Annotated in this window: 17 protein-coding genes; 7 read left to right on the top strand and 10 right to left on the bottom strand. The window is 74.4% G+C overall.

Annotation, left to right across the window (positions count from 1 at the left end):
* The first annotated feature begins 236 nt into the window (after window positions 1–236).
* Both ACH495_RS31690 and ACH495_RS31695 read left to right on the top strand, forming a co-directional pair.
* Window positions 237–2018 (top strand): N-acetylglutaminylglutamine amidotransferase, encoded by a 1782-nt coding sequence (locus tag ACH495_RS31690; RefSeq protein ID WP_396861393.1) that lies wholly within the window; start codon window positions 237–239, stop codon window positions 2016–2018.
* Between the two features lie 17 nt (window positions 2019–2035).
* The gene (locus ACH495_RS31695; RefSeq protein WP_396861394.1) at window positions 2036–2299 is read left to right on the top strand and encodes a hypothetical protein; all 264 of its coding nucleotides are present in this window, start codon (window positions 2036–2038) and stop codon (window positions 2297–2299) included.
* A gap of 90 nt (window positions 2300–2389) precedes the next feature.
* On the opposite strand, the gene ACH495_RS31700 is transcribed toward ACH495_RS31695, so the two are convergent.
* The 10 genes from ACH495_RS31700 to ACH495_RS31745 form a co-directional block, all read right to left on the bottom strand.
* Window positions 2390–3088 carry an aspartate/glutamate racemase family protein gene (locus ACH495_RS31700; protein WP_396861395.1) on the bottom strand — a complete coding sequence of 233 codons (699 nt, stop codon included), beginning with the start codon at window positions 3086–3088 and terminating at the stop codon, window positions 2390–2392.
* Entirely contained in the window at window positions 3088–4365 is a 1278-nt protein-coding gene (locus ACH495_RS31705; RefSeq protein ID WP_396861396.1) for an NAD(P)/FAD-dependent oxidoreductase, read from the bottom strand. The genes ACH495_RS31700 and ACH495_RS31705 overlap by 1 nt, the downstream gene beginning before the upstream one ends.
* 12 nt (window positions 4366–4377) lie before the next feature.
* A complete protein-coding gene (locus ACH495_RS31710; RefSeq protein ID WP_396861397.1) occupies window positions 4378–5256 on the bottom strand; it encodes a family 3 encapsulin nanocompartment shell protein in 879 nt (292 codons plus the stop codon).
* A gap of 14 nt (window positions 5257–5270) precedes the next feature.
* Window positions 5271–6110 carry an SAM-dependent methyltransferase gene (locus ACH495_RS31715; protein ID WP_396861398.1) on the bottom strand — a complete coding sequence of 280 codons (840 nt, stop codon included), beginning with the start codon at window positions 6108–6110 and terminating at the stop codon, window positions 5271–5273.
* A gap of 30 nt (window positions 6111–6140) precedes the next feature.
* Entirely contained in the window at window positions 6141–6971 is an 831-nt protein-coding gene (locus ACH495_RS31720) for an SDR family oxidoreductase (RefSeq protein ID WP_396861399.1), read from the bottom strand.
* Between the two features lie 5 nt (window positions 6972–6976).
* Window positions 6977–7942, bottom strand: a complete 966-nt coding sequence (locus ACH495_RS31725) for a sulfotransferase family protein (RefSeq protein WP_396861400.1) — start codon at window positions 7940–7942, stop codon at window positions 6977–6979.
* A complete protein-coding gene (locus tag ACH495_RS31730; RefSeq protein WP_396861401.1) occupies window positions 7939–9117 on the bottom strand; it encodes an MFS transporter in 1179 nt (392 codons plus the stop codon). The genes ACH495_RS31725 and ACH495_RS31730 overlap by 4 nt, the downstream gene beginning before the upstream one ends.
* Window positions 9114–10457 carry a DegT/DnrJ/EryC1/StrS family aminotransferase gene (locus tag ACH495_RS31735; protein WP_396861402.1) on the bottom strand — a complete coding sequence of 448 codons (1344 nt, stop codon included), beginning with the start codon at window positions 10455–10457 and terminating at the stop codon, window positions 9114–9116. The genes ACH495_RS31730 and ACH495_RS31735 overlap by 4 nt, the downstream gene beginning before the upstream one ends.
* Before the next feature lie 892 nt (window positions 10458–11349).
* Window positions 11350–12354: an Acg family FMN-binding oxidoreductase gene (locus tag ACH495_RS31740; protein ID WP_396861403.1), complete on the bottom strand. Its 1005-nt coding sequence runs from the start codon at window positions 12352–12354 to the stop codon at window positions 11350–11352.
* A 133-nt stretch (window positions 12355–12487) separates the two neighbouring features.
* Window positions 12488–13717 (bottom strand): PucR family transcriptional regulator, encoded by a 1230-nt coding sequence (locus ACH495_RS31745; RefSeq protein WP_396861404.1) that lies wholly within the window; start codon window positions 13715–13717, stop codon window positions 12488–12490.
* 83 nt (window positions 13718–13800) lie between these two features.
* Here ACH495_RS31745 and ACH495_RS31750 point away from each other — a divergent pair, with 83 nt between their 5' ends.
* From ACH495_RS31750 to ACH495_RS31770, 5 genes are all read left to right on the top strand, one after another.
* Entirely contained in the window at window positions 13801–14892 is a 1092-nt protein-coding gene (locus tag ACH495_RS31750; protein WP_396861405.1) for a ferredoxin reductase, read from the top strand.
* Between the two features lie 12 nt (window positions 14893–14904).
* Window positions 14905–16044, top strand: coding sequence for a fatty acid desaturase family protein (locus tag ACH495_RS31755; protein WP_396861406.1), 1140 nt, complete (start codon window positions 14905–14907; stop codon window positions 16042–16044).
* A 194-nt stretch (window positions 16045–16238) separates the two neighbouring features.
* A complete protein-coding gene (locus ACH495_RS31760; RefSeq protein WP_396861409.1) occupies window positions 16239–17882 on the top strand; it encodes a glycosyltransferase in 1644 nt (547 codons plus the stop codon).
* A gap of 364 nt (window positions 17883–18246) precedes the next feature.
* A complete protein-coding gene (locus ACH495_RS31765) occupies window positions 18247–19434 on the top strand; it encodes an alanine--tRNA ligase-related protein (protein WP_396861407.1) in 1188 nt (395 codons plus the stop codon).
* Between the two features lie 66 nt (window positions 19435–19500).
* Complete coding sequence (locus ACH495_RS31770; RefSeq protein ID WP_396861408.1) at window positions 19501–20970, top strand: ATP-binding protein; 1470 nt, start codon at window positions 19501–19503, stop codon at window positions 20968–20970.
* The last annotated feature ends 120 nt before the right edge of the window (window positions 20971–21090 follow it).

Consider the following 21090-nt stretch of genomic DNA (forward strand, 5'->3'; position numbering starts at 1 on the left):
GGTCACAGAAACGTACGTCGACGAACTTCACGTCCTCGTTGCTGAGGTATCGCAGGAGTTCCTCGGAATTGGCGAACACACGTCCTCCTGGCAGGCGTTGTTGATCTCCGGCCACGTCCCGTGGCCGGACCGCCCGGGGACATGGCCCGTACCGCCACCGTACGACGGCTCGCCGGTCCCGGCTCGCCAACCGCCCATCCCGGGTTTCCTTGGTCACACGCCGGGTAGTCGCCGACATGTGCGGGATCAGTGGCGAGGCCCGGTTCGACGGGGCCACCCCCGACGCGGGCGCGGTGACCCGGATGACCGAGGCCATGCGCTCCCGCGGCCCGGACGGCGAGGGGCGGTGGAGCGACAGCTGGGTCACGCTCGGGCACCGCCGACTGACCGTGATCGACCTGTCCGAGGCGGGCGCCCAGCCGATGGTCCGGGACGACCTCGGCCTCGCCCTGGTCTTCAACGGTTGCGTCTACAACTACCCCGAGCTGCGCGACGAACTGCTGGCGGCCGGGCACACCTTCCGATCGACGAGCGACACCGAGGTGATCCTGGTCGCGTACGCCCAGTGGGGTGAACGGTTCGTCGACCACCTGGTCGGCATGTTCGCCGTCGCGCTGGTGGACCGGCGGCGGCGCCGGCTCGTGCTGGCCCGGGACCGGCTGGGCATCAAGCCGCTCTACCTCGCCGGGGCACCGGGCCGGCTGCGGTTCGCCTCCACCCTCCCGGCGCTGCTGGCCGCCGGCGACGTGGACACCGGCATCGACCCGGTCGCGCTGCACCACTACCTGTCCTGGCACTCGATCGTGCCGGCCCCCCGCACGATCCTGCGCGGCGTGCGGAAGCTTCCGCCGGCCACCGTCCGGGTGGTGGAGGCCGACGGCCGCACCCGCGAGCACGTCTACTGGCGGCCCGACTACCGGCGGGACCCGGCCCACGACGGGATGGACGCCGGCGACTGGCGGGCCGCGATCGGGGACGCGCTGCGCACCGCGGTACGCCGTCGGCTGGTCGCCGACGTGCCGGTCGGCGTGCTGCTCTCCGGCGGCCTCGACTCCAGCATGATCGTCGCCCTGCTCGACCGGGCCGGGCAGCACCACCTCCAGACGTTCAGCATCGGCTTCGACAGCCGGGGCGACGAGGCCGGCGACGAGTTCCGCTACTCCGACCTGGTCGCCCGCGCGTTCGACACCGACCACCACCGCATCCGCCTCGCCGACGGTGACCTCGGCCCGGCCGTCCGCGCCACCGTGGCGGCCATGACCGAGCCGATGGGCAGCCACGACGTGGTGGCGTTCCACCTGCTCTCCGAGCAGGTGGCCCGGCACGTGAAGGTGGCCCAGTCCGGGCAGGGCGCCGACGAGGTGTTCGCCGGCTACGGCTACCACCACCGGCTCGCGCGCGCGGCCCGCGCCGACGCCGCCGCGGAGTTCACCGCCGCGTTCTTCGACCGGGACCACGCCGAGCTGAACCGGGTGGTCGACCCGGCGTACGCCTGCGACGCCGACGTCAGCCGCGAGCTGGTCGCCGCGGAGCTGGCCGCGCCGGGCGCGCAGAGCGCGGTGGACGCGGTGCTGCGCCTGGACACCCACCTGATGCTCCCCGACGACCCGGTCAAACGGGTCGACAGCATGAGCATGGCCTGGGGGCTGGAGGTGCGCACGCCCTTCCTCGACCAGGACCTGGTGACGCTGGCCGCCGCCTGCCCGCCCGAGCACAAGCTGGCCCACGGCGGGAAGGGCGTGCTCAAGGCCGTGGCCCGCGAGGTGCTGCCGGCCGAGGTCATCGACCGGCCCAAGGGCTACTTCCCGGTGCCGGCGCTGCGCCACGTCGACGGCCCGGTGCGGGAGTTGGTGGTCGAGGCGCTCGACGCGCCCGAGGCCCGCCGGCGCGGACTGTTCCGCCGGGGGTACGTCGACGCGCTGCTCGCCGAGCCGGACCGGGCGCAGGCCGCCGCGGGCAGCAACAAGCTGTGGCAACTGGGCCTGCTGGAGCTGTGGTTGCAGTCCCACGGCGTCTGAGCGGCGGAAGGAGCGCGGTGAAGTTCGTCATCGAGAGCGAGACCGACGGCCGGGTCGGGTTCACGGTGCTGGGCGGCGACGGGCAGGTGCTCGCCACCGGCCGGCCCTGCCCGGACAAGGGCTCGACGCTGGCCGCCATCGGCGAGCTGATGCACGGCCTGGGTGACGCCTGCATCGAGGACCGCACCGAGGCCACCGCCCCGCCCCCACCCACCACCACCAGCGAGATCGGCGGCGGCGACATGTCGGCCATCGGCCGCTCCGGCATCCCCCCGGTCTGAGCACACCCCTCATTCCGCGCCGCTGTTTCACGGAAAGAGTGGCTAACGGGGCTCGGATAGCCACTCTTTCCGTGAAACAGGGCGGCGGGGCTAGCCCGGTGGGTACGGGCGGCGGGTCAGGGTCGCGTGGGCCATGGTGGTGAGGGTGACGATGTCGAAGACCGGCACGCCGAGGCGCGCCTGGATGCGGTGGGCGAACGGCACCAGGTCGGTGCACTCGATCACCAGCGCGCCCAGGTCGGGGTGGGCGCGGGCCAGCGCGTCGACCCGGCCGTCCACCTCGGCGGCCAGCCGGTCCACGTCGAGCGCGTCCCGCCGCCCCTGGAGCATCACCTCGCGGAACTCCGGCTGCCCGGCCATGCCGGTGACCGCGACCGGCACGTCCGCCGCGCCGACCGCCGCCAGGTGCCGCGGCGTCAGCGCCGCCTCGTCGGCGACCAGCAGCCCGACGGTACGCCCGACCATCCGGTGCACCATCGGCACCTGCACCAGGCTCGACGACCACAGCGGCACGTCCACCGCGGCGGCCAGCTCGGCCTGGAACAGCACCAGGAACCCGCACGCCCCGGTGATGCCGGTCACCCCGGCGGCCTGGAGGTCGCGGGCCGCGTCGACGAACGGCGCCAGCAGCGTCGGGTCGGCGTCGCGCACCAGCCGCTGCGGGGTGGCGCCCTCGACCACCCGGTAACGCACCGGGAAGTCGAAGGTGGCCGGGTTGCGGATGTGCCCGGGAATCTTGTCGAAGCTGGTGTCGAGGCAGAGCACCCCGATCTCCGGCCGGTCACCCATCACATTCCCCTCCGGAAGCGGTCCAGCGCGAACGTCTCCAGCGGCAGGTCCGGCTCGCCACCGGCGACGAGTCGGGCGAGCAGCTCACCGCCGGCCGGGGCCAGCCCCATCCCGATGTGGCCGTGGCCGGTGGCCACGCTGACGTTGTCGTACCCGTCGGCCCGGCCGATCAACGGCAGGCTGTCCGGGGTGCAGGGGCGCAGCCCGCTCCACACGTCGAGCCGCCGGCCGGTGTCCAGCGCCGGCAGGTAGCGCCGGGCGGTGCGCAGGATGCCGTCCACCCGGCGCGGCGAGATCGAGGTGTCCAGCCCGGACAGCTCCAGCGTGCCGCCGACGCGTACCCGGTCGCCCAGCGGCATCACCGCGACCTTGCCCTCACTGAGCAGCACCGGCCGGGTGGGCGTGCCCGGCCCGGCCGGGAGGGTGACGGTGTAGCCCTTGGCCGGTTGCAGCGTCAGCCCGACGCCGAGCATCCGGGCGCACGCCGTCGACCACACCCCGGCGGCGACCACCACCTCGGCCGGGCGCAGGTCGCCCCGGCCGGTCCGCACCGCCCGCACCCGCCGGCCGGCCACCTCGAAGCCGCGTACCTCGGCGCCGGTGACGATCTCCACGCCGCGCGCCCGCAACGCGTCGCCGAGGGCGACCAGGAACGTCGGGATACGCAGCGCGGCACCCTCCTCGTTGAACAGCGCGCCGGCGACGGCGAAGTCGACGCCCGGTTCCAGCCGGGCCAGCTCCGCGGCGTCCAGGTCGCGCAGCGGCACCCCACGGGCGGTCGCCGCGGGGATCGTCCGGCGCGCCTGCGCGTACCCCGGCTCGGTGTGGCAGGCGAGGATCATGCCGCGTTCGGTGAGCGTGCCGGCCAGCTCGCCCTCGGCGCACATCTCGCGCAGCAGCGCCAGGCTGCGTTGCTTGAGCGCGAGCAGCGTCGCGAAGCCGGCGCGGGCGTCCCGTTCGGTGCAGTGCCGGCGGAAGTGCCACAGCCAGGCCAGCAGTGCGCCGTCCAGCCGGGGCCGGACCGAGAACGGGCTCTCCGGGCTGAACAGCCAGCGGATGCCCTTGGCCGGCACCCCGGGCTCGGCCAGCGGCGCCGAGCCCTGGGTGCCGACGAAGCCGGTGTTCCCCGCCGAGCAGGCCGCCGGGTCGCCGACCTCGCCCCGGTCCACCACCGTGACGGTGTGCCCGGCGCGGTGCAGGAACCAGGCGCAGCACAGCCCGACCATGCCCGCGCCGATGACCAGCACGTCGGGGTCGGCGCGGGCGGGCGTCGTCATCGTCGCCGCCGGTCAGATCGTGACGACGAAGAAGCAGGTGGGCAGGTTGACCACGACCCGCTCCCAGATCTCGGCGCGCAGCGCCACCCCCGGCTCGGCGAACGTGCCCGGCGGCGGCTCGGCGAACCCGATCGTGGACCGGCCGGCGTCGAACAGCAGCGCGCCGTGGCCGAAGTCGCCGACGATCGCGGTGCCCGGGTCGACCAGCCGGGTACGCACGATGAAGACGCCGTTCTCCTCCACGTCCCGCATCAGCGTGCCGCTGCCGAGCAGCCGGTAGTAGTCGGCCGGGTTGATGATCAACCCGTCGGCGGTGCTGCCCATCTGCTCGACCTCGTTGCACGCCGACAGGATCGTCGAGGCGAACGGCCCCGGGTCGGTGAGCCGGCCCAGCTCCGGCATGGCCAGCAGCCCGCCCTCGCCGCGCAGGATGGTGTGGTTCTCGGCGGTGGCCAGCCGCACCACCAGGCGGTAGTCGATGAACTGGGCGAAGCTGACCGGGTCCTCCCACAGCGTGTCCGGCACCTGCACCCACGCGGTGGTGGTGAGCAGCGGCGGGATGGGGGAGCGGTGGAAGTGGTTGGCCGCCTCCCGGCGCAGGTCCGCGCCGTCCACCGCCGGGTCGCCCGGCCGGGGCGGGCTCTCGTGCCAGTAGAAGTCCTGCGGGTCCCGGGACAGGTCCACCACCTTCAGCATGTTCCGGGACGGGTAGCGAGGCTTGCGCCGGGAACTGGTCAGCGAGTCGGTGACCGTGACGTCGTAGTCGACGCTGGTGTCGAAGCCGTCCTTGGCGAACGCCTCGACGAACATCGCGCCGGGTGACATCTGGGTCTTCCGCTCGGCGACCACCTCGGCGATGGTCCGCTTCACGGTGTCCGTGCGGTGCTGCATGTGACGCCCCTTCCTCAGGCCGGCTTGCGGGCGATGAACATGCCCCAGCCGAACTCGCCCCGGTCGATCGCCGCCTGGATCTCGTCGCACGACTCGGCGAAGCCGAGGATCCAGGTCCGCGCCGCCTCGTCCGCCGTGCCGGCCGCCCGCTCCCGGGCGGTGCGGCCCAACACCCGGTACGTCTGCCGGATGTGCGTGTCGAGGCTGCGGGCCACCACGTCCACGAACCCGGCCTCGGTCAGCGCCTCGCGGTAGCCGTCCAGCGAGTAGCCGCCGTTCCACCGCACCCGGTCGTAGACGTGCCTGCGGGCCGCCTCGCCGATTCGCTCGGTGGGCTGGAGGAAGTCGGAGACGGCCAGCATCCCGCCCGGTTCGAGCACCCGGAACATCTCGGCGTGGCTGCGCGGCTTCTCCGGCACCAGGAACAACGCGTCCTGGCTGACCACGTGCGTGAACGTGCCGTCGGCGTACGGCAGGGCGGTGGCCGAGCCGTGCCGGAACGACACGTCCAGCCCGGCGCCCCGCTCCAGGCGGCGCTGCTCCGCGAAGCGCACCCGCTCGATGCTCAGGTCCAACCCCTCGCCCCGGCACCCGGTGCGCCCGGCCAGCCGCAGCAGGAAGTTGCCGCAGCCGCAACCGACGTCGAGCACGTGCGACGACGCGTCGATGCCGGCGTCCTCGGCGAGGATGTCCGAGGTGCGGTCCGCCGCCGCGTGGTAGTCGGTGTCGTCGTCGGCGGCGAAGTAGCCGGTGTGCAGCACGCCCTCGCTGTCCCAGAAGCTGAGGTACGTCTGCGTGGTCTCGTCGAAGAACTCGGAGACGTCCCGCTCGGTGAACTGGCTGGTCGTCGACATGGGCACTCCCTCGTGCGGCGGTCGGGTGGATCAGGCGTAGGTGTCCTTGCGGACGCCGGTCAGGTGGGGCAGGTCGGGGCCGGTGGCGGCGGCCCCGCCGTCGATCAGGTGCACGCCGGCGGTCACGTACGACGCCCGTTCGCTCGCCAGGAACGCGGCCATCGCGGCCACCTCCTCGGGGCGGGCCAGCCGGCCGAGCGCGCTGTGGTGACCCATCGCGGCCAGCCGCGCCGCCACGTCGCCGTCCGCGCCGGCCAGCCGCGCCGCCGCGCGTTCCATCGGTGGGGTACGCACGCTGCCGGGCGCGAGCACGTTCACGGTGATGCCGTCCCGGCCCACGTCGACGGCGAGCCCCTGGGCGAAGCGGACCAGCGCGGCCCGGGTCACCCCGGACAGCACCAGCGGGCCGATCGGCACGCAGGCGGTCTCGGAGGCGACCAGCAACAGCCGGCCCCAGCCGGCGGCGCGCATGTGCGGCAGCACGGCCGTCGACACCGCGACCGCGGGCAGCAGCACCCGCTCGACGGCGGCCCGGTAGTCGTCGACGCCGAACCCGGTGGCGGTGCCGATCGGCGGGCTGCCGCCGCTGACCAGCAGCACGTGCGCCCCGCCGAGGTCGGCGGCGACGTCGGCGACCCAGCGGGCGGCGGCGTCGGTGTCGGTCAGGTCCACGCCGGTCGCGCTGACCCGTCCGGTGGCCACCGACGCCAGTTCCCGTTCGGCCGCGGCGAGGCGTGCCGGGTCGCGACCGCAGACCGCCACGTGCGCGCCCTCGGCGGCGAACTCCTTCGCGCAGGCCAGCCCGATGCCGCTGGTGCCGCCGGCGACCAGCGCCACCCGCCCGGTGAGCCCCAGATCCACGTTCGTCACCTCTCCGTCTCGCCGACGCGGGCCGCCGCGCCGGGGTGCCTCCGGGCCGTCCCGCCGGGCCGGTAGCCGTAGCGGGTGGACAGCGGCCAGGCCAGCGTCGCCACGGCCAGCCGTTGCCGGCCGGTCAGCGTCCGCCGCCATCCGTCGTCGGTGTCCCGGATGACGGTGGGACCGGTCCGGAACCGGTCCGGGTTGCCGGTGACGGTGTGGTTGCCGCGCAGCTCGACGGCCCGGTCGCGGACCGGGTTGCCGGCCGGGTCGGCGCCGACCAGCCGCAGCAGCGCGTCGACGGTGCCGGCCGGGTCGGCGGCGAAGTCCTCGTAGCGCAGGAACGTCGACCGGCCGGGGTGCCGGCGGTTGATCGCCGCAGAGGCCACATTGAACCCGTGCCAGTACGCGGTGCTGCGCGCCGCCGACATGGCGTAGACGTACTCCTTCGGCTCCCGCCACGAGTGCGCCACCGCGCGTGGGTCGCGGACCAGGTGCAGCCAGTACGGCTCGACGCCGGGCACGTGCGGCAGCAGGGCCGACTCGCCCGGGATCTTGGTGCTGTCCACGATCACGCGGGCGCCGGTGCGCGTGGCCACCTCCCGGTAGACCGCGCCGAGCAGGTCGGCGTGCGCGCGGGTGTCCGCGTCGGAGGCGCCCCGACGCAGCACCCGCCAGGTGTGCCGGGTCCGCAGCCGGGCACGTTGCCGGCGGATCACCTCGGCGGCGTGCGCGTCGGCCGACACGCCGGCCGGGCGGCCGACCGGCAGCACGGCCGACCACAGCGGGCAGGCGGTGAGCGGCAACCCGCAGCCGCAGCGGTCGTTGACGCCGCGCCCGGTGGAGTTCTTCCACAGGAAGTGCAGTTCGCCGACGTGCGCCACGCCGGGGGCCTCGCCGAGGACGTTGCCGATGATGGTGCTGCCGTTGCGGCACCAGCCGGTGACGCTGAGCACGGTCACGGATCCGCTCATGCCCGTACCTCCAGGGGTTGTGCCCGGACGACGGGTCGGCCGATGCGCAGCGCCATCGCGGCCGCCACCGCCGCGCCGGCCGCGCCGGCGACGAACACCGCCGGGTAGCCGAAGCCGGCGGCGACCAGTCCGGTCGCCGGTCCCCACACCGCCAGGCCGAGATCCCAGAACGAGGTGTACGCCCCGATCGCCGCACCCTGCCGCGCCGGATCGGTGCGGTTCATCACCATCAGCGCCAGTGAGGGGTGCAGCAGCGAGAAGCCGACGCCCATCACCACGCTGCCGGCCACCGCGACCGGCAGGTTCGGGGCGACCGCGATGACCAGCAGGCCGACCGCCTCGCCCACGCCGCACCAGGTGGCCACCCGTCGCGGGCCGAGCCGGTCGGGCAGGTGACCGATGACCAGGCGGGTGCCGGCGTAGACGGCGCTGAAGCAGCTCAGCACCACCACGCCGTGCCCGATGCCGCGGGCGTCCAGGTGCAGCACCACGAACGCGGCCAGGCCGGCGTACCCGGCGGCGCCGAACGTCAACGCCACGCCGGGCAGCAGCGCGGGGCGCAGCAGCAGCCCTCCGCCCTTGCCCGCGGGCGCGGTACGCGGCGGCGCCGGCACCAGCGCGACCAGCGCGGCGCCGGCCGCCGGGGCGGCGGCGCTGAGCACCCACACCGCCGGGTAGCCGGCCTGCTGCACTGTCGCGCCGAGGAACGTGCCGGCCGAGATGCCGCCCCACATGCTCACCCCGTAGAGGCCGATGAGCTGGCCGCGCCGGTGGTGCGGGGCAAGCTGCACGATCCACACCGCCCCGGCGGTGAACAGCGCCGCCTCGCCGGCGCCGAGCAGCAGTCGGACCGCCACCAGCGCCGGCACGCCCAGCGGCGCCAGGTAGAGCAGGCCACCGGCGGCGACCACGAGCGCGCCGGTCAGCATCACCGTGCGGTGGCCGTACCGGTCGGCGAGCGCGCCGGCGACCGGCCGCACCAGCAGCGCGGTCACCGCGGTCACCGTGACCACCACGCCGACGGTGAGGTCGCCGGCGCCGTACCGCTCGCGCAGGAAGCCGGGCAGCACCGGGATGACCGCGGTGAGTCCGAGGTAGCCGGCGAAGAGCCCGCCGAGCAGCCCGACCAGCGCGCGCCGGGGCAGCGGCTGGTCCGCGGTGGCCGGGCCGGTCACGGCCGGGCCAGCGCGGTCTCGCGGGCGGCGGCCACCTTGCGGACCGCGCGGACCAGGTCGTCGCAGTCGTCCGGGGTGAGGTTGGACGACAGCGGCACGTCGACGGTCTCGGTGAGCAGCCGCGCGGTGCGCGGCAGCGTCGCGCGGATCTCTCCCGGGTCGGCGGTGTCGTAGAGGAAGCGCCAGTTCCAGAACGCCCGGACGTTCAGGTCGTCGTCGGCGCCGATGTTGCGCGCGTCGATCCCCTCGGCCCGCAGCGCCCGGGCGAACCAGCCCGCGTCGCCGCCGGGCACGCGGAACACGAACGCCTCGCCGAGGTACGCCCCGGGCGCGACCGGCCGCCGCACCGCGATGCCGGGCAGGCCGGCCAGGGCGTGCGACACGTGCGCGTAGTTACGGTGGAACAGCGCCAGCCGCTGCGGCAAGCGGGTCAGCTCGGCGCGCAGCAGGGCCGCCCGGATCTCGTCCATCCGGAGGCTGAGCAGCGGCAGGTCCAGGCCGGTGAGCGGCGGCTCGCCGTCCGGGAAGTGTCGGCGCAGCCGCCCCTCGTACGCCCCGGACAGCGCGACCGCCCGGGCGAACAGCGTGCTGTCGTCGGTGACCAGGAAGCCGCCCTCGCCGCAGTTGAGCGCCTTGTCGGACTGGGTGCTGAACGCCCCGGCGGCGCCGAACGTGCCGAGCTTGCGGCCGTTGAGTTCGGCGCCGAGCGCCGGCACGGCGTCCTCGATGAGCGGCACGCCCATCTCGGCGGCGAAGGCGGCCAGCGTTTCCACGTCGGCGGCGAAGCCGCGCATGTGGACGACCATGACGGCGCGGATGTCCGGCCGCCAGCGGCGGCGGAGGTCGTCGAGGTCCATCCGCAGGTCGTCGTCGACCTCCACCAGGAATGGCCGGCACCCGGCCAGCACAATGGCGCTAGGAGTGGCGACGAAAGTGAATCCGGGACAGGCGACCAATGACCCCGCCGGCACTCCGGCGCCCATCAGGGCGAGGGCCAGTGCGGCAGTGCCGCTGGAAACGGCGAGGGCGTGCCGGGTGCCAAAATAGCGGCACAGCTCGTCCTCGAACCGGCCGCATTCGGTTTCTTTCTGCGCGCGGTGGTCGTATCGGAAGTAGAGATGGCTGCGAATGGCCCGAATTGCGGCGTCCTCGTCCTCGGCGTGCACGAATACCGCGCCCTTGTCATAGGTGGGCCACGGTGTGCCGCGCACCGGCCGGCCGCCGTTCAGGGCGAGCGGTTCTTCCAGCTCAACGCTGCGCGAGGCCGGCCTGGGCCGGCTCGGCGCGGGAGCGTCGTTGTTCCCGTTCACCGGCGGACTCCTCGGGGCGAGCGGTGGCATTTCCTATTCCATCGATAGGATTTACCGAGCGCGCGCCGGGCACGGTGGCCCGGCGGAATCTCGCGGTCCCGGCGCGATCCCGTCGAGGGGTGGGAAAAGCCACCAGATCCGACATTGGCGTGAGGTGGATCCAGTGACCATCATGATTGCCGTCCGACCGACAGCCGTCAACATGCGATAGGAAATGTGCACAAGGGTTGCTGACAGTGACAGTGGACAATAAGGAATCGTTCCTTGTGGTGGGCGTTCGCCCGTGCCCGGCGCTGATCGCGAGGTGAACCGCCCGTGGCGGTCGGCTCGCGCCGCCCGGCCCGACCCGGGGTGGCGGTCGTTTTCGACGTGGACCGGCGGGCGTCCGCCGGGCGCGGCCCTCGCTGTCACCCAGGGTGATGACGGCGGTGAGGGCGGTCTTCCACCCCGGTTGCCTTTGCTCTGCAGCCATGGGCGCATCGGTGACCGAGCGCTAGCGCTGCCTCCGTGGCTGCAGAGCAAAGGCGGCGTGGGGCAGGACCGGCGACCCGGAGCGCTCCGAGATACTCGCTGGTCAGGATGATTTGTGGCGAGACGATGCCCGACGGGTGCTCAACGGCCAGTTACGTAGAGTATTTGCGGGTGGATGCTCGGAGATTTCACCGAGCGTGACCACTGGCCGGCCGTGCCCGGGTCTTTCGCCTCCGCGCGGCGGCACCGCGTCGCAGCCCGGCGGCGCGTCAGCCTGGCGGCGCGTCAGCCTGGCGGCGCGTCAGCCTGGCGGCGCGTCAGCCTCTTGCGGGATGGCGGCCGGGAGCCGGACCATCCGCCGGATTCGGCTCGCGCCACCGCCGAACCTGGCGCCCGGTCGCACCGCCCGGATGGCGCTCGGCCGGTGGCGGGCGTGGCGACGCCGGACGGGTCACTCCGGCACCGCCACCACCTCGATGACGTCGGCCGGCGCGCGGCGCGGGGCCGGCGGCAGGTCGGCGTCCGGTCCCCAGCCGACGCGCACCACCAGGTAGGGCTGACCGATGCCGGCGAGCAGGTCACGCATCATCCGGCGCGGCCAGGCCAGCTCGATCGCGTCGCTGAGCGGCGCGCTGGCCAACCCCTCGGCGGTCGCGGTGAGCAGCAGCGCCGACAGCGCCTCGCCGCCGCGCAGCCAGGCCGCCGGGTCGTCGCGCTCACCGAACAGGATCAGGTACGCCGCGCCGCGGTCGAAGTCCGCGCCGGCGGTCAGGCCGGCCGCCCCGCCGGGAGCGTGGTCGCGCAGCGGCACCCGGCGGGGCGCGGGCCGGACCGCGGTCGCGGTGGGCACGCCGTCGCCGCTGCCGGCCGGGCGGTGGGTCCAGCGGCGCAACTCCTTTCGGTACGCCGGGTCGGCCAGCTCGGCGTCGGCGGCGCGGCCGGTGGAGACGGCCAGCATCGGCATCTGGTCCGGGCGGACCACGTGCAGGTGCGCGCCCTCGGCCTCGACGGCGTCCCCGAGCCGCGCCAGCACCGCCTCGGGCACCGGCCGGTCGCCGTACGCGCGTCGATCGGTGCGGCGGCGCGGGATCGCGTCGACCAGCCGGCCGGCCGGCACGTCCAGGGCGGTCGGGCCGGTGGTGCGCACTCGGGCCAGCAGCGTCGGGTCGGCCGGGTCCGGCAGCCGCTCGACGTCGACCGCCCAGCCGGCCGCGGCCAGCGAGACGCGGGCGTGGTGCAGTGCCGCGCCGCAGCTCAGGATGAGCAGCCGGCCGTCCGGGTCGGTGTGCGCGAGCTGCCGGTCCGGGTCCGTGCGCAGCTCCAGCGCGTCCGCGGTGACCCGCCAGCGCCAGGGCTGGGTGTTGAACACCGAGGGGGCGGGCAGGGACTGCCGGGCTGCCGCCTCCAGCACCCGTACCGTCGGGGTCTGCTCCGGGCGGGTCGATGACCGGGTCATGGCGGGCCTCCTCGTTGCTCGTCCCCTTCCGAGGCTGCCCGCCGACGGCGGGTCCGGACAGGGCCGGAGGACCCGGCTGCCCGAGGCCGCCCGGCCCAGGCGTCAAGCGGGGGCCCCGCCTCTACCGGAGGCGTTAAGCGGGGGCCCCTCCTTGCCCGGGTGGGACGGCGAGGGCGATGGTGAGGTCGAGGATGGTGGCGGGGTCGTGCAGACGGTCGCCGAACAGCTCGCGAAGCTTGCCCATCCGGTAGCGGACGGTCTGCGGGTGCACGAACAGGTCCGCCGCCACGTCGTCGCGACGGCCCTGGTGCAGCAGCCACGACCGTAGCGTCTCGGCGAGCCGGTGCGCGGTCGCCGGGGGCAGCGCGGCGAGCGGCGCGAGGGCCTGGGTACGCAGGTCGGCCAGCGCTTCCGGGTCCATGCTGAGCAGCAGCGCGGCGAGGTGCCGCTCGGTGTCGACCGGCCCGGCGTCCGGTTCGCCGAGGCCGAGCGCGAGGGCCCGGGTGGCCCGCTGGTAGGACGCGGCGACCCGGTGCCAGGGGCGGGCCGGGCCGAGCACCGCCCGGTGCCCGTGCAGCAGTCGGACGAGCTGCCGGCGCCGTCCGCCGTGCGCGTCCGGCACCAGCAGCACCGCCCGCTCCTCGGCCGGGTTCATGCCGGGCAGGTCCTCGCCGCTCTCCAGCGTCTGCGGGCCGAGCAGGGCGAGCACCGCGCGGAGGTGCCGGCGGGGCAGCAGCACCACGGTCAGCGTCTGCGGCGGCGGCCAGTCGGCCCGTTCCGCACTGCGCCGCAGGGACTCCTCCGGCTCGCCGGCGAGCAACTGCTGGGTGAGCCGTTCCAGGTCACGGCGACGCACCCGGCCGGCGCTGGCCAGCTCGTCGGCGTGCCCGGCCACGCTGGCCGCGGACAGCTCGTCGATGTACGCGAACATCAGCTCCGCGAACTCGGCCACCGTCTCGGCGGCCAGCCCGCTCCGGACCGTGGTGGTGGAGACCTCCCGCCAGGCCACCCGGGCACCCACCCGGTACGCGGCCAGCAGCGCGTCCATGCTCCGCCCGGCGCGGGCCTCGCCGCTGCCCAGCGCGTACGCGGCCTCCAGCGCGGGGGCCAGGGGCGTGCTCGGGTCGAACGCCTGGGTACCCTCGATGAGCTGGAGGAACGTGCCGAGCGCGATGCGTACCGCGTTCTCGATCTTCTCGCGCATGGTGCCGGTGAGCGCACCGGAGTAGTCCGTCACCTCGGCGGTGATCGCGCTGACCGTCCGCTCGGCGACCATCGGCAGCCGGTCGCGCAGCAACGCCGCGACGCCGGCGTCGAGATCGAGATGGGCGGCCCGCGGCCCGGTCCCGGTCTCCCGCGTCATGTTGTTCCTTTCGAACAAAAACCTGTGACCGTTTCACCTTTGCCGGTCAAGATGTTATGCGATTGTGCAGTCACGCTGGTCATATGACCACAACTGCGCCCCGCCGCTCCCAGAAGGTCTCCTTCCGGGACAGGCTGCTGCGGCTGGCCGGCACGGTCACCACCCCGCTGCTGCCGGGCGACTACCTCGACATGATCGCGCCCCTGCGCGCCGGCGCCCCGCTGCGCGGCCGGATCGTCGCGGTCCGCCCCGAGACCCGGGACGCGGCGACGCTGGTGATCCAGCCGGGTCGCGGCTGGCGGGGCCACCTGCCGGGACAGTACGTGCGCCTCGGCGTGGACGTCGACGGCGTCCGCCAGTGGCGCGCGTACTCGGTCACCTCGGCACCCGGCGCGGCGGACGGCCGGATCAGCGTGACGGTCAAGGCGATCCCGGACGGCAAGGTCAGCAACTACCTGGTCCGCCGCCTCCGGCCCGGCACGATCGTCCAGCTCGACCAGGCGCAGGGCGACTTCGTGCTGCCCGCCGCGACGCCCGAGCGGGTCCTGTTCCTCACCGCCGGCAGCGGCATCACCCCGGTCATGGGGATGCTGCGGGCCGGGCTCGCCGAACGGGCCGACGTGGTGCTGGTGCACTCGGCGCCCACCCGCGACGACGTCATCTTCGGCGCGGAGCTGCGGGCGCTGGCCGCGCGCGGCGCGGTACGCCTGATCGAGCGGCACACCGACACCTCCGGCCTGCTCGACGTGGCCGAGCTGGACGAACTCGTACCCGACCACGAGCGACGGCACACCTGGGCCTGCGGCCCGGTGGGTCTGCTGGACGCGGCGGAGACGCACTGGGCGACGCGTGGCTGTGCGGACGCGCTGCACACCGAGCGGTTTCGGCCTACCGTGATTACGCCGGGCGACGGCGGCACGGTGACCTTCACCGGGGCGGGGGTGACCGTCGAGGCCGACGGCGCCACCACCCTGCTCGACGCGGGGGAGAACGCGGGGGTGTTGATGCCCTCGGGCTGCCGGATGGGGATCTGTTACGGCTGTGTCGTGCCGCTGCGCCAGGGCGCGGTGCGCGACCTGCGCAACGGCGACGTCACCACGGCCGTGCCGGGCGACGGCGTGCGGATCCAGACCTGCGTGTCGGCGGCTGCCGGTACCTGCGACATCGAACTCTGAGGAGCCACCGACGTGACCGTGATCCAGAAGAAGGCCGACAACCCGATCGCCCACCTGAGCGCCGAGGACATCGAGATCATCGGCAAGGAGCTGGACGCGATCCGGGACCGGGTCATCGCCGACCGGGGGGAGCGGGACGCCCGCTACATCCGCAAGGTGATCAAGACCCAGCGGACGCTGGAGATCAGCAGTCGCGCCGTGCTGCTGTTCTCGCTGTTCCCGCCGGCCTGGATCGTCGGCACGGCCGGCCTCACGATCGCCAAGATCCTCGACAACATGGAGATCGGGCACAACGTCCTGCACGGCCAGTGGGACTGGATGCGCGACCCGAAGATCCACTCCACCACCTGGGACTGGGACCACGTCTCCCCGGCCGACCAGTGGAAGCAGTCGCACAACGAGCTGCACCACCGCTACACCAACGTGGTCGGCAAGGACAACGACCTCGGGTACGGCATCATGCGCGTCGACGAGGACCAGCCGTGGCACCCGATGCACCTGGGCCAGCCGGTGTGGAACCTGCTCAACGCCGCCTTCTTCGAGTACGGCATCGCCGCGTACGACATGGAGCTGGGGGACCACCTCAAGCAGAAGCGGCTCAAGGACCCGACGTTCCGGGCCAAGGCCAAGGCGGTCGGCCGCAAGATCCGCCGTCAGGTGCTCAAGGACTACGTGGTGCACCCGCTGCTCTCCGGCCCGTCGTTCCTCTCCACGCTCGCCGCCACGTTCACCGCGAACCTGATCCGCAACGTGTGGAGCCACTCGGTGATCATGTGCGGGCACTTCCCGAGCGGCGTGGAGACGTTCGAGAAGACCTCCATCGAGGGCGAGACGCGCGGCGAGTGGTACCTGCGGCAGATGCTCGGCTCGGCCAACATCAGCGGCCCCCGCCTGCTGCACATCATGACCGGGAACCTGTCCTTCCAGATCGAGCACCACCTCTTCCCCGACCTGCCCAGCAACCGCTACCAGGAGATCGCCCCGCAGGTGCGGGCGCTGTTCGACAGGTACGGGCTGCGGTACACCACCGGCCCGCTGCCCAAGCAGGTCGCCTCCGCCTGGTGGAAGGTGATCCGCCTGTCGCTGCCCAACCGGCGCGACCGCCGGCAGCCGATCACCCCGGGCCCGCTGGTTCCCTCCGGCGCCGCCTGACCGCCCGGTGCACGGCGGGTGAACTCTCGCCCGCCGGCACCTGCACGCTCGGTGTCCGCCCAGCTCAGCGTGCTTTTCGCGGTCTTCGTGGCGGTCGCCTGCCCCCGTACACTCGCGCCGACGAGCTGAGGGGGGTGTGGTCGTTGGTGCCGTACGACGCCGCGACGCCGCCGCGCGACGGCCGGCGGGTGGTGATGCTGGTCGACAACGCGGTCGAGGGCGACTCGCGGGTGCAGAAGGCCGCCCGGTCCGCCGCCGACGCCGGCTGGGACGTCACGCTGCTCGGCTGCGCCCGGGTCGACACCGGGCGTCGCTGGCGACTCGGCGACGCCGAGGTACGCGTCCTACCCTTGGACGCGCCCGCCACCGCGCCGAACGACGCCGTGTCCGGTCCTGATGCCGGCGTGCCCGGCCTGGCCGACGGCGTGTCGGGTCCGGCTGGCGGCGGTCCGACTGACGGCATGCCCGGTCCGGGTGGTGGCGTGTCGGGTCCGGCTGGCGGCGCGCCGGGTCCGCGTGGGGGTGTGCGCGGTGGGCCGGGGCTCCGGCGATGGCTGGTGGCCCGGGGCGGGCTGCCGCTGCGCGCCGCCCGGCTGGCCCGTCGGCCGGTGGAGCACGCCCAGGTCCGCTACTGGCAGGCCCGGCTGGGCGACCGGGCCTGGCGTCGGCTGGAGCCGGGGCTCTGGGACTACGAGCGGGTCGCCGGCCCGGTCATCGACGCGCTGCGCCCAGACCTGATCCACGCGCACGACTTCCGGATGCTCGGTGTGGCCGCCCGCGCGGTCGACCGCGCCCGTGCCCAGGGCCGCGCCGTGAAGCTGGTCTGGGACGCCCACGAGTGGCTGCCCGGGGCCCGGCCCCGCCGGGACAACGCCCGCTGGCTGCCCGCCCACCTCGGCTACGTCCGCGAGTACGTCGGGCGTGCCGACGCGGTGGTCACCGTCTCCGACACGCTCGCCGACCTGCTGGTCCGCGACCACGCCCTGCCCGAGCGCCCGACCGTCGTGCTCAACGCGCCGGTCACCGCCGCCGAACCGGTCGCCGCCGCCGAACCCGTCACCGCGACCGAATCCGTCGTCGCCGAACCGGTCGCCGCTGTTGCGTCGGTCGCCGTCGCCGAACCGGTCGCCGCTGCCGCGCCGGTGGCCGCCGTCGAGTTCGAGCCGGTGGTCGATGCCGCGTCCGTGCCGGTCGATGCGGGCGAGACGAACGACCGGGCCGCACCTGACCTCCGGGCGCGCTGCGGCGTGGCCGCCGGCACCCCGCTGCTGGTCTACAGCGGAGCGATGGCCGTCCAGCGCGGCGTGGACACCGTGGTCGAGGCGCTGCCCCGGCTGCCCGGCGTGCACCTGGCGCTGGTGGTCGCCGACCCGGCCGCCGCCTACGTCCGTCAGGTCGTGGCGCGCGCCGCCCGGCATGGCGTCGCCGAGCGGGTGCACGTGCTGCCGTACGTGCCGCACCGGCAGCTCGTCGCGTTCCTGGCCACCGCCGACGTCGGGCTCATTCCGTTGCACCACTGGCCCAACCACGAGATCGCGTTGATCACCAAGTTCTTCGAGTACGCGCACGCGCGGCTGCCGATCATCGTGAGCGACGTCCGCACCATGGCCGACACGGTCCGGGCCACCGGTCAGGGTGAGGTGTTCCGTGCCCGGGACACCGCCGACCTGGCCCGCGCGATCCGGGCGGTGCTCGCCGACCCGGCCCGCTACCGCGCCGCCTACGACGGCCCGGACTCGCCGCTGCCCACCTGGACCTGGGAGGCCCAGGCCGAACGCCTGACCGCCCTCTACCACCGCCTGCTCACCCCCGCTCCCACCCCCACCCCCCATCCCTGAGCGCCCTAATTCACGGGAAGCGTGGCTAAAAACGCCTGGATAGGCACGCTTTCCGTGAATCAGCGCGGACCGGGGTGGGGTGAGGGGTGGGGCGGGTGGGCGGGGGCGGGGTGGGGACGGGGCGGGGGCGGGTGGGGTGGGAAACGGGGTGGGCGGGGGAGGGCGGGTGGGATAGCGTTGGCGGTATGCAGAGCAGGCGATCGATCACCGCCGCGGCCGCGCGAGCTTCCCGCTCGCCGGTTGCCGCCGCCTGACCTGCCCCATCCTCACGCCGGCGACCGGAAACGGTTCGCCGGCGTCGTCGTGTGTCACGGCCACCCTCTCGGCGGGCCGTCCGGTCGCCCGTACCCGGAAGGCACCCGCCATGACGCCCGACGAGATCATCCGCACCTTCGAAGACCACTACCACCGCCTCGGCCACTCCGACGCGCCGGAGAGTTCGCTGGTGTCGCCGCCCGGCGACCCGGTGCTGTTCACCACGTCCGGCATGCACCCGCTCACGCCGTACCTGCTGGGGCGCCCGCACCCGGGCGGACGCCGCCTGGTCAACGTGCAGCGGTGCCTGCGCACCACCGACCTGGACGAGGTCGGCGACCGGACCCACCTGACCGTGTTCCAGATGCTCGGCTCCTGGTCGCTCGGCGACTACGACATCGCGACCAGCCTGCGGTGGGGCTTCGACCTGCTCACCGACGGCTACGGCATCCCGCCGGGGAAGCTGCACGCGACGATCTTCGGTGGCGACGACCACGGCGACGGCCACGGGCTCGGGCCGGACGAGACGGCGCGGGACACCTGGACCGCGCTCGGCGTGCCGGTGGAGGCGCTCGGCGCGGACAACTGGTGGTCCAACGGCCCGACCGGTCCGTGCGGCCCGGACTCGGAGATCTTCGTGTGGACCGGTGACGGCCCGCCGACCGGCACCCCGAGCGGCGACGATCGCTGGGTGGAGGTGTGGAACCACGTGCAGATGCGCTACCACCGGCATCCCGACGGCCGGCTCACGCCGCTACCGGTGTCCAGCATCGACACCGGCATGGGCCTGGAACGGTTGGAGATGGTGCTGCGCGGCGACCGGTCCGTGTTCACCGGCGACGGGTTGAGCCCGTGGGTGGGCGCGGTCCGCGACCGATGGGACCTGCGCGGCGCGGATCTGCGTGTGGTCGCCGACCACCTGCGGGCCGCGGTGGTCGTGCTGGGCGACGGGGTACGCCCGGGCAACACCGGCCGCGGATACGTGCTGCGCCGGCTGCTGCGCCGCGCGCTGACCGTGCTGTGGCGCGACGACCCGGCGCGGAGCCTGGACGAGCTGCCGCTGACCGGATACGACGACACGCTGCGCCGGTTCCGCCAGCCGGTCGAGCCGGGCCCGCTGCGGGCGGCGCTGTGCGACGAGGAGCGCCGGTTCCGGGGGCTGCTGCGGCGCGGCCGGCCGTTGGTCGAGCGGGTCCGGGCGCGGGGCCCGCTGACCGAACGTGACTACCACTGGCTGCACGACACCCACGGGCTCCCCCGTGACCTGGTCGACGGCCTGCTCGCCGACGCCGGCTGAGCGGTGGCCGCCCGGCCCGGCCGGTGCCAGACTCGGAGCAGACATCGCCGCGAGGGAAGAGGCCCCATGACCGGGTACGACGTGCGGCCGGACGAGGAGACGGTGCCGCTGCTCGGCGCCGAGGTGCGCATCGCCGACCCGGCCGGGCTGCTCGCCGCCGCCCAGGACGGGCCGGTGGAGCTGCTGGCCGGCGCCGACTTCCCCGCCCCGGTGCGGGAGGTCCGCTGCACCGTGCGCGCCGACACCGTCGACGGGCAGCCGGTGCACCGCTTCGAGGCGTACCTGCGGGTTGAGGCCGCACCGGCCGGCCTGCTCGCCCTCGGACTGGCCGGCCCGGTCGGCCTGCTGCTCGCCGAGCGGCTCGCCGCGCGCGGCGGGGACGGCCCGGCCGCCGCGGTGGGCCGGGTGGCCGCCGAGGCGACCCGCCGCCTCGGGCTGCGACCGGCCGGCACCGCGCTGGCCACGCCGCCGCGCGACCCGGCCGGCCGGGCCGTGCTGCGCGCCGCCGAGGAAGCCGGCGTGCGCCCCCGCGTCGAGCAGGACAACGGCACGGTACGCATCCACGTCGACGTGCCCAGCGCCGAGGTGGGACCGGAGCACCTGCGCGTGTTGCTCGGCGTGCTGCTCCAGGCCGTCCGCGAGTTGGCCGGCGACAGCCTGGAGCCGACGGTGCTGCGCGGGCGGACGTACCGGGTGGGGCGGCGACCGGTCGCGGTGGCCGCGCCGCGCAGCACGACGGTGACGCTCGACCAGGTCGGCGGCCTGGCCGACGTGGTCGCCCGGTTCCGCGAGGTGGCGGTGTCGTTCCGGCACCCGGCGGCGATGGCCCGCTGGGGCGCGCGCCGGCCGCAAGGCATCCTGATGTACGGCCCGCCGGGCACCGGCAAGACCATGCTGGCCCGGGCGCTCGCCAACGAGGTCGGCGCGGACTTCGTGGAGATCCGCACGCCGGAGATCCTGGACAAGTACCTCGGCGGCTCGGAGCGCAACATCAAGCGCATCTTCCGCGACGCCCGCCGCTACCGCCGGCCCACCGTGGTGCTCTTCGACGAGTTCGACTCGATCATCAGCTACGCGGGCGGCGGCGGCGACGCGGCCAGCCAGGCGGTCAACGCCGTGGCCGGCATCTTCAAGCAGGAGATGAACACGCTGTTCGAGGAGAACCCGGACGTCATCGTGGTGGCCACCACCAACTTTCCGCAGCGGGTCGACGCCTCGCTGATCCGCTCCGGCCGCTTCGACCTGAAGATCGCCATTCCGGCCCCGGACGACACCGGCCGCGCGGAGATCCTCACCAAGATGATCCGCGAGCTGATCGACCGGCACGAGCGGCCCGGTTTCCGGATGTTCGCCGACGACCTCGACCCGGCCGCGCTGGCCGCCGACACGGCCGGGCTGACCGGGGCGGACCTGCGCGAGGCGCTGCGCCGGGTGCAACTCGCCAAGGCGCTCCGGGAAGCCGCGGAGGGTGCGCCGCCGGCCCCGATCGGCCAGGATGACCTGCGGGAGGCCGTCGCCGGGCTGCGCCGCGGCTGACGCCGCCCCGCTTCGGAGCGGGCATGCCGCCGGGGCGGGACCCGGTGGTGTCCGGGTCCCGCCGTGGTGGTGGTCAGATGCCGTAGATGAATTGGGTGTCGACGGGTCCTGCGGTGTTGC

It is taken from the genome of Micromonospora sp. NPDC018662 (genome assembly GCF_044391475.1).
GTDB lineage: Bacteria > Actinomycetota > Actinomycetes > Mycobacteriales > Micromonosporaceae > Micromonospora.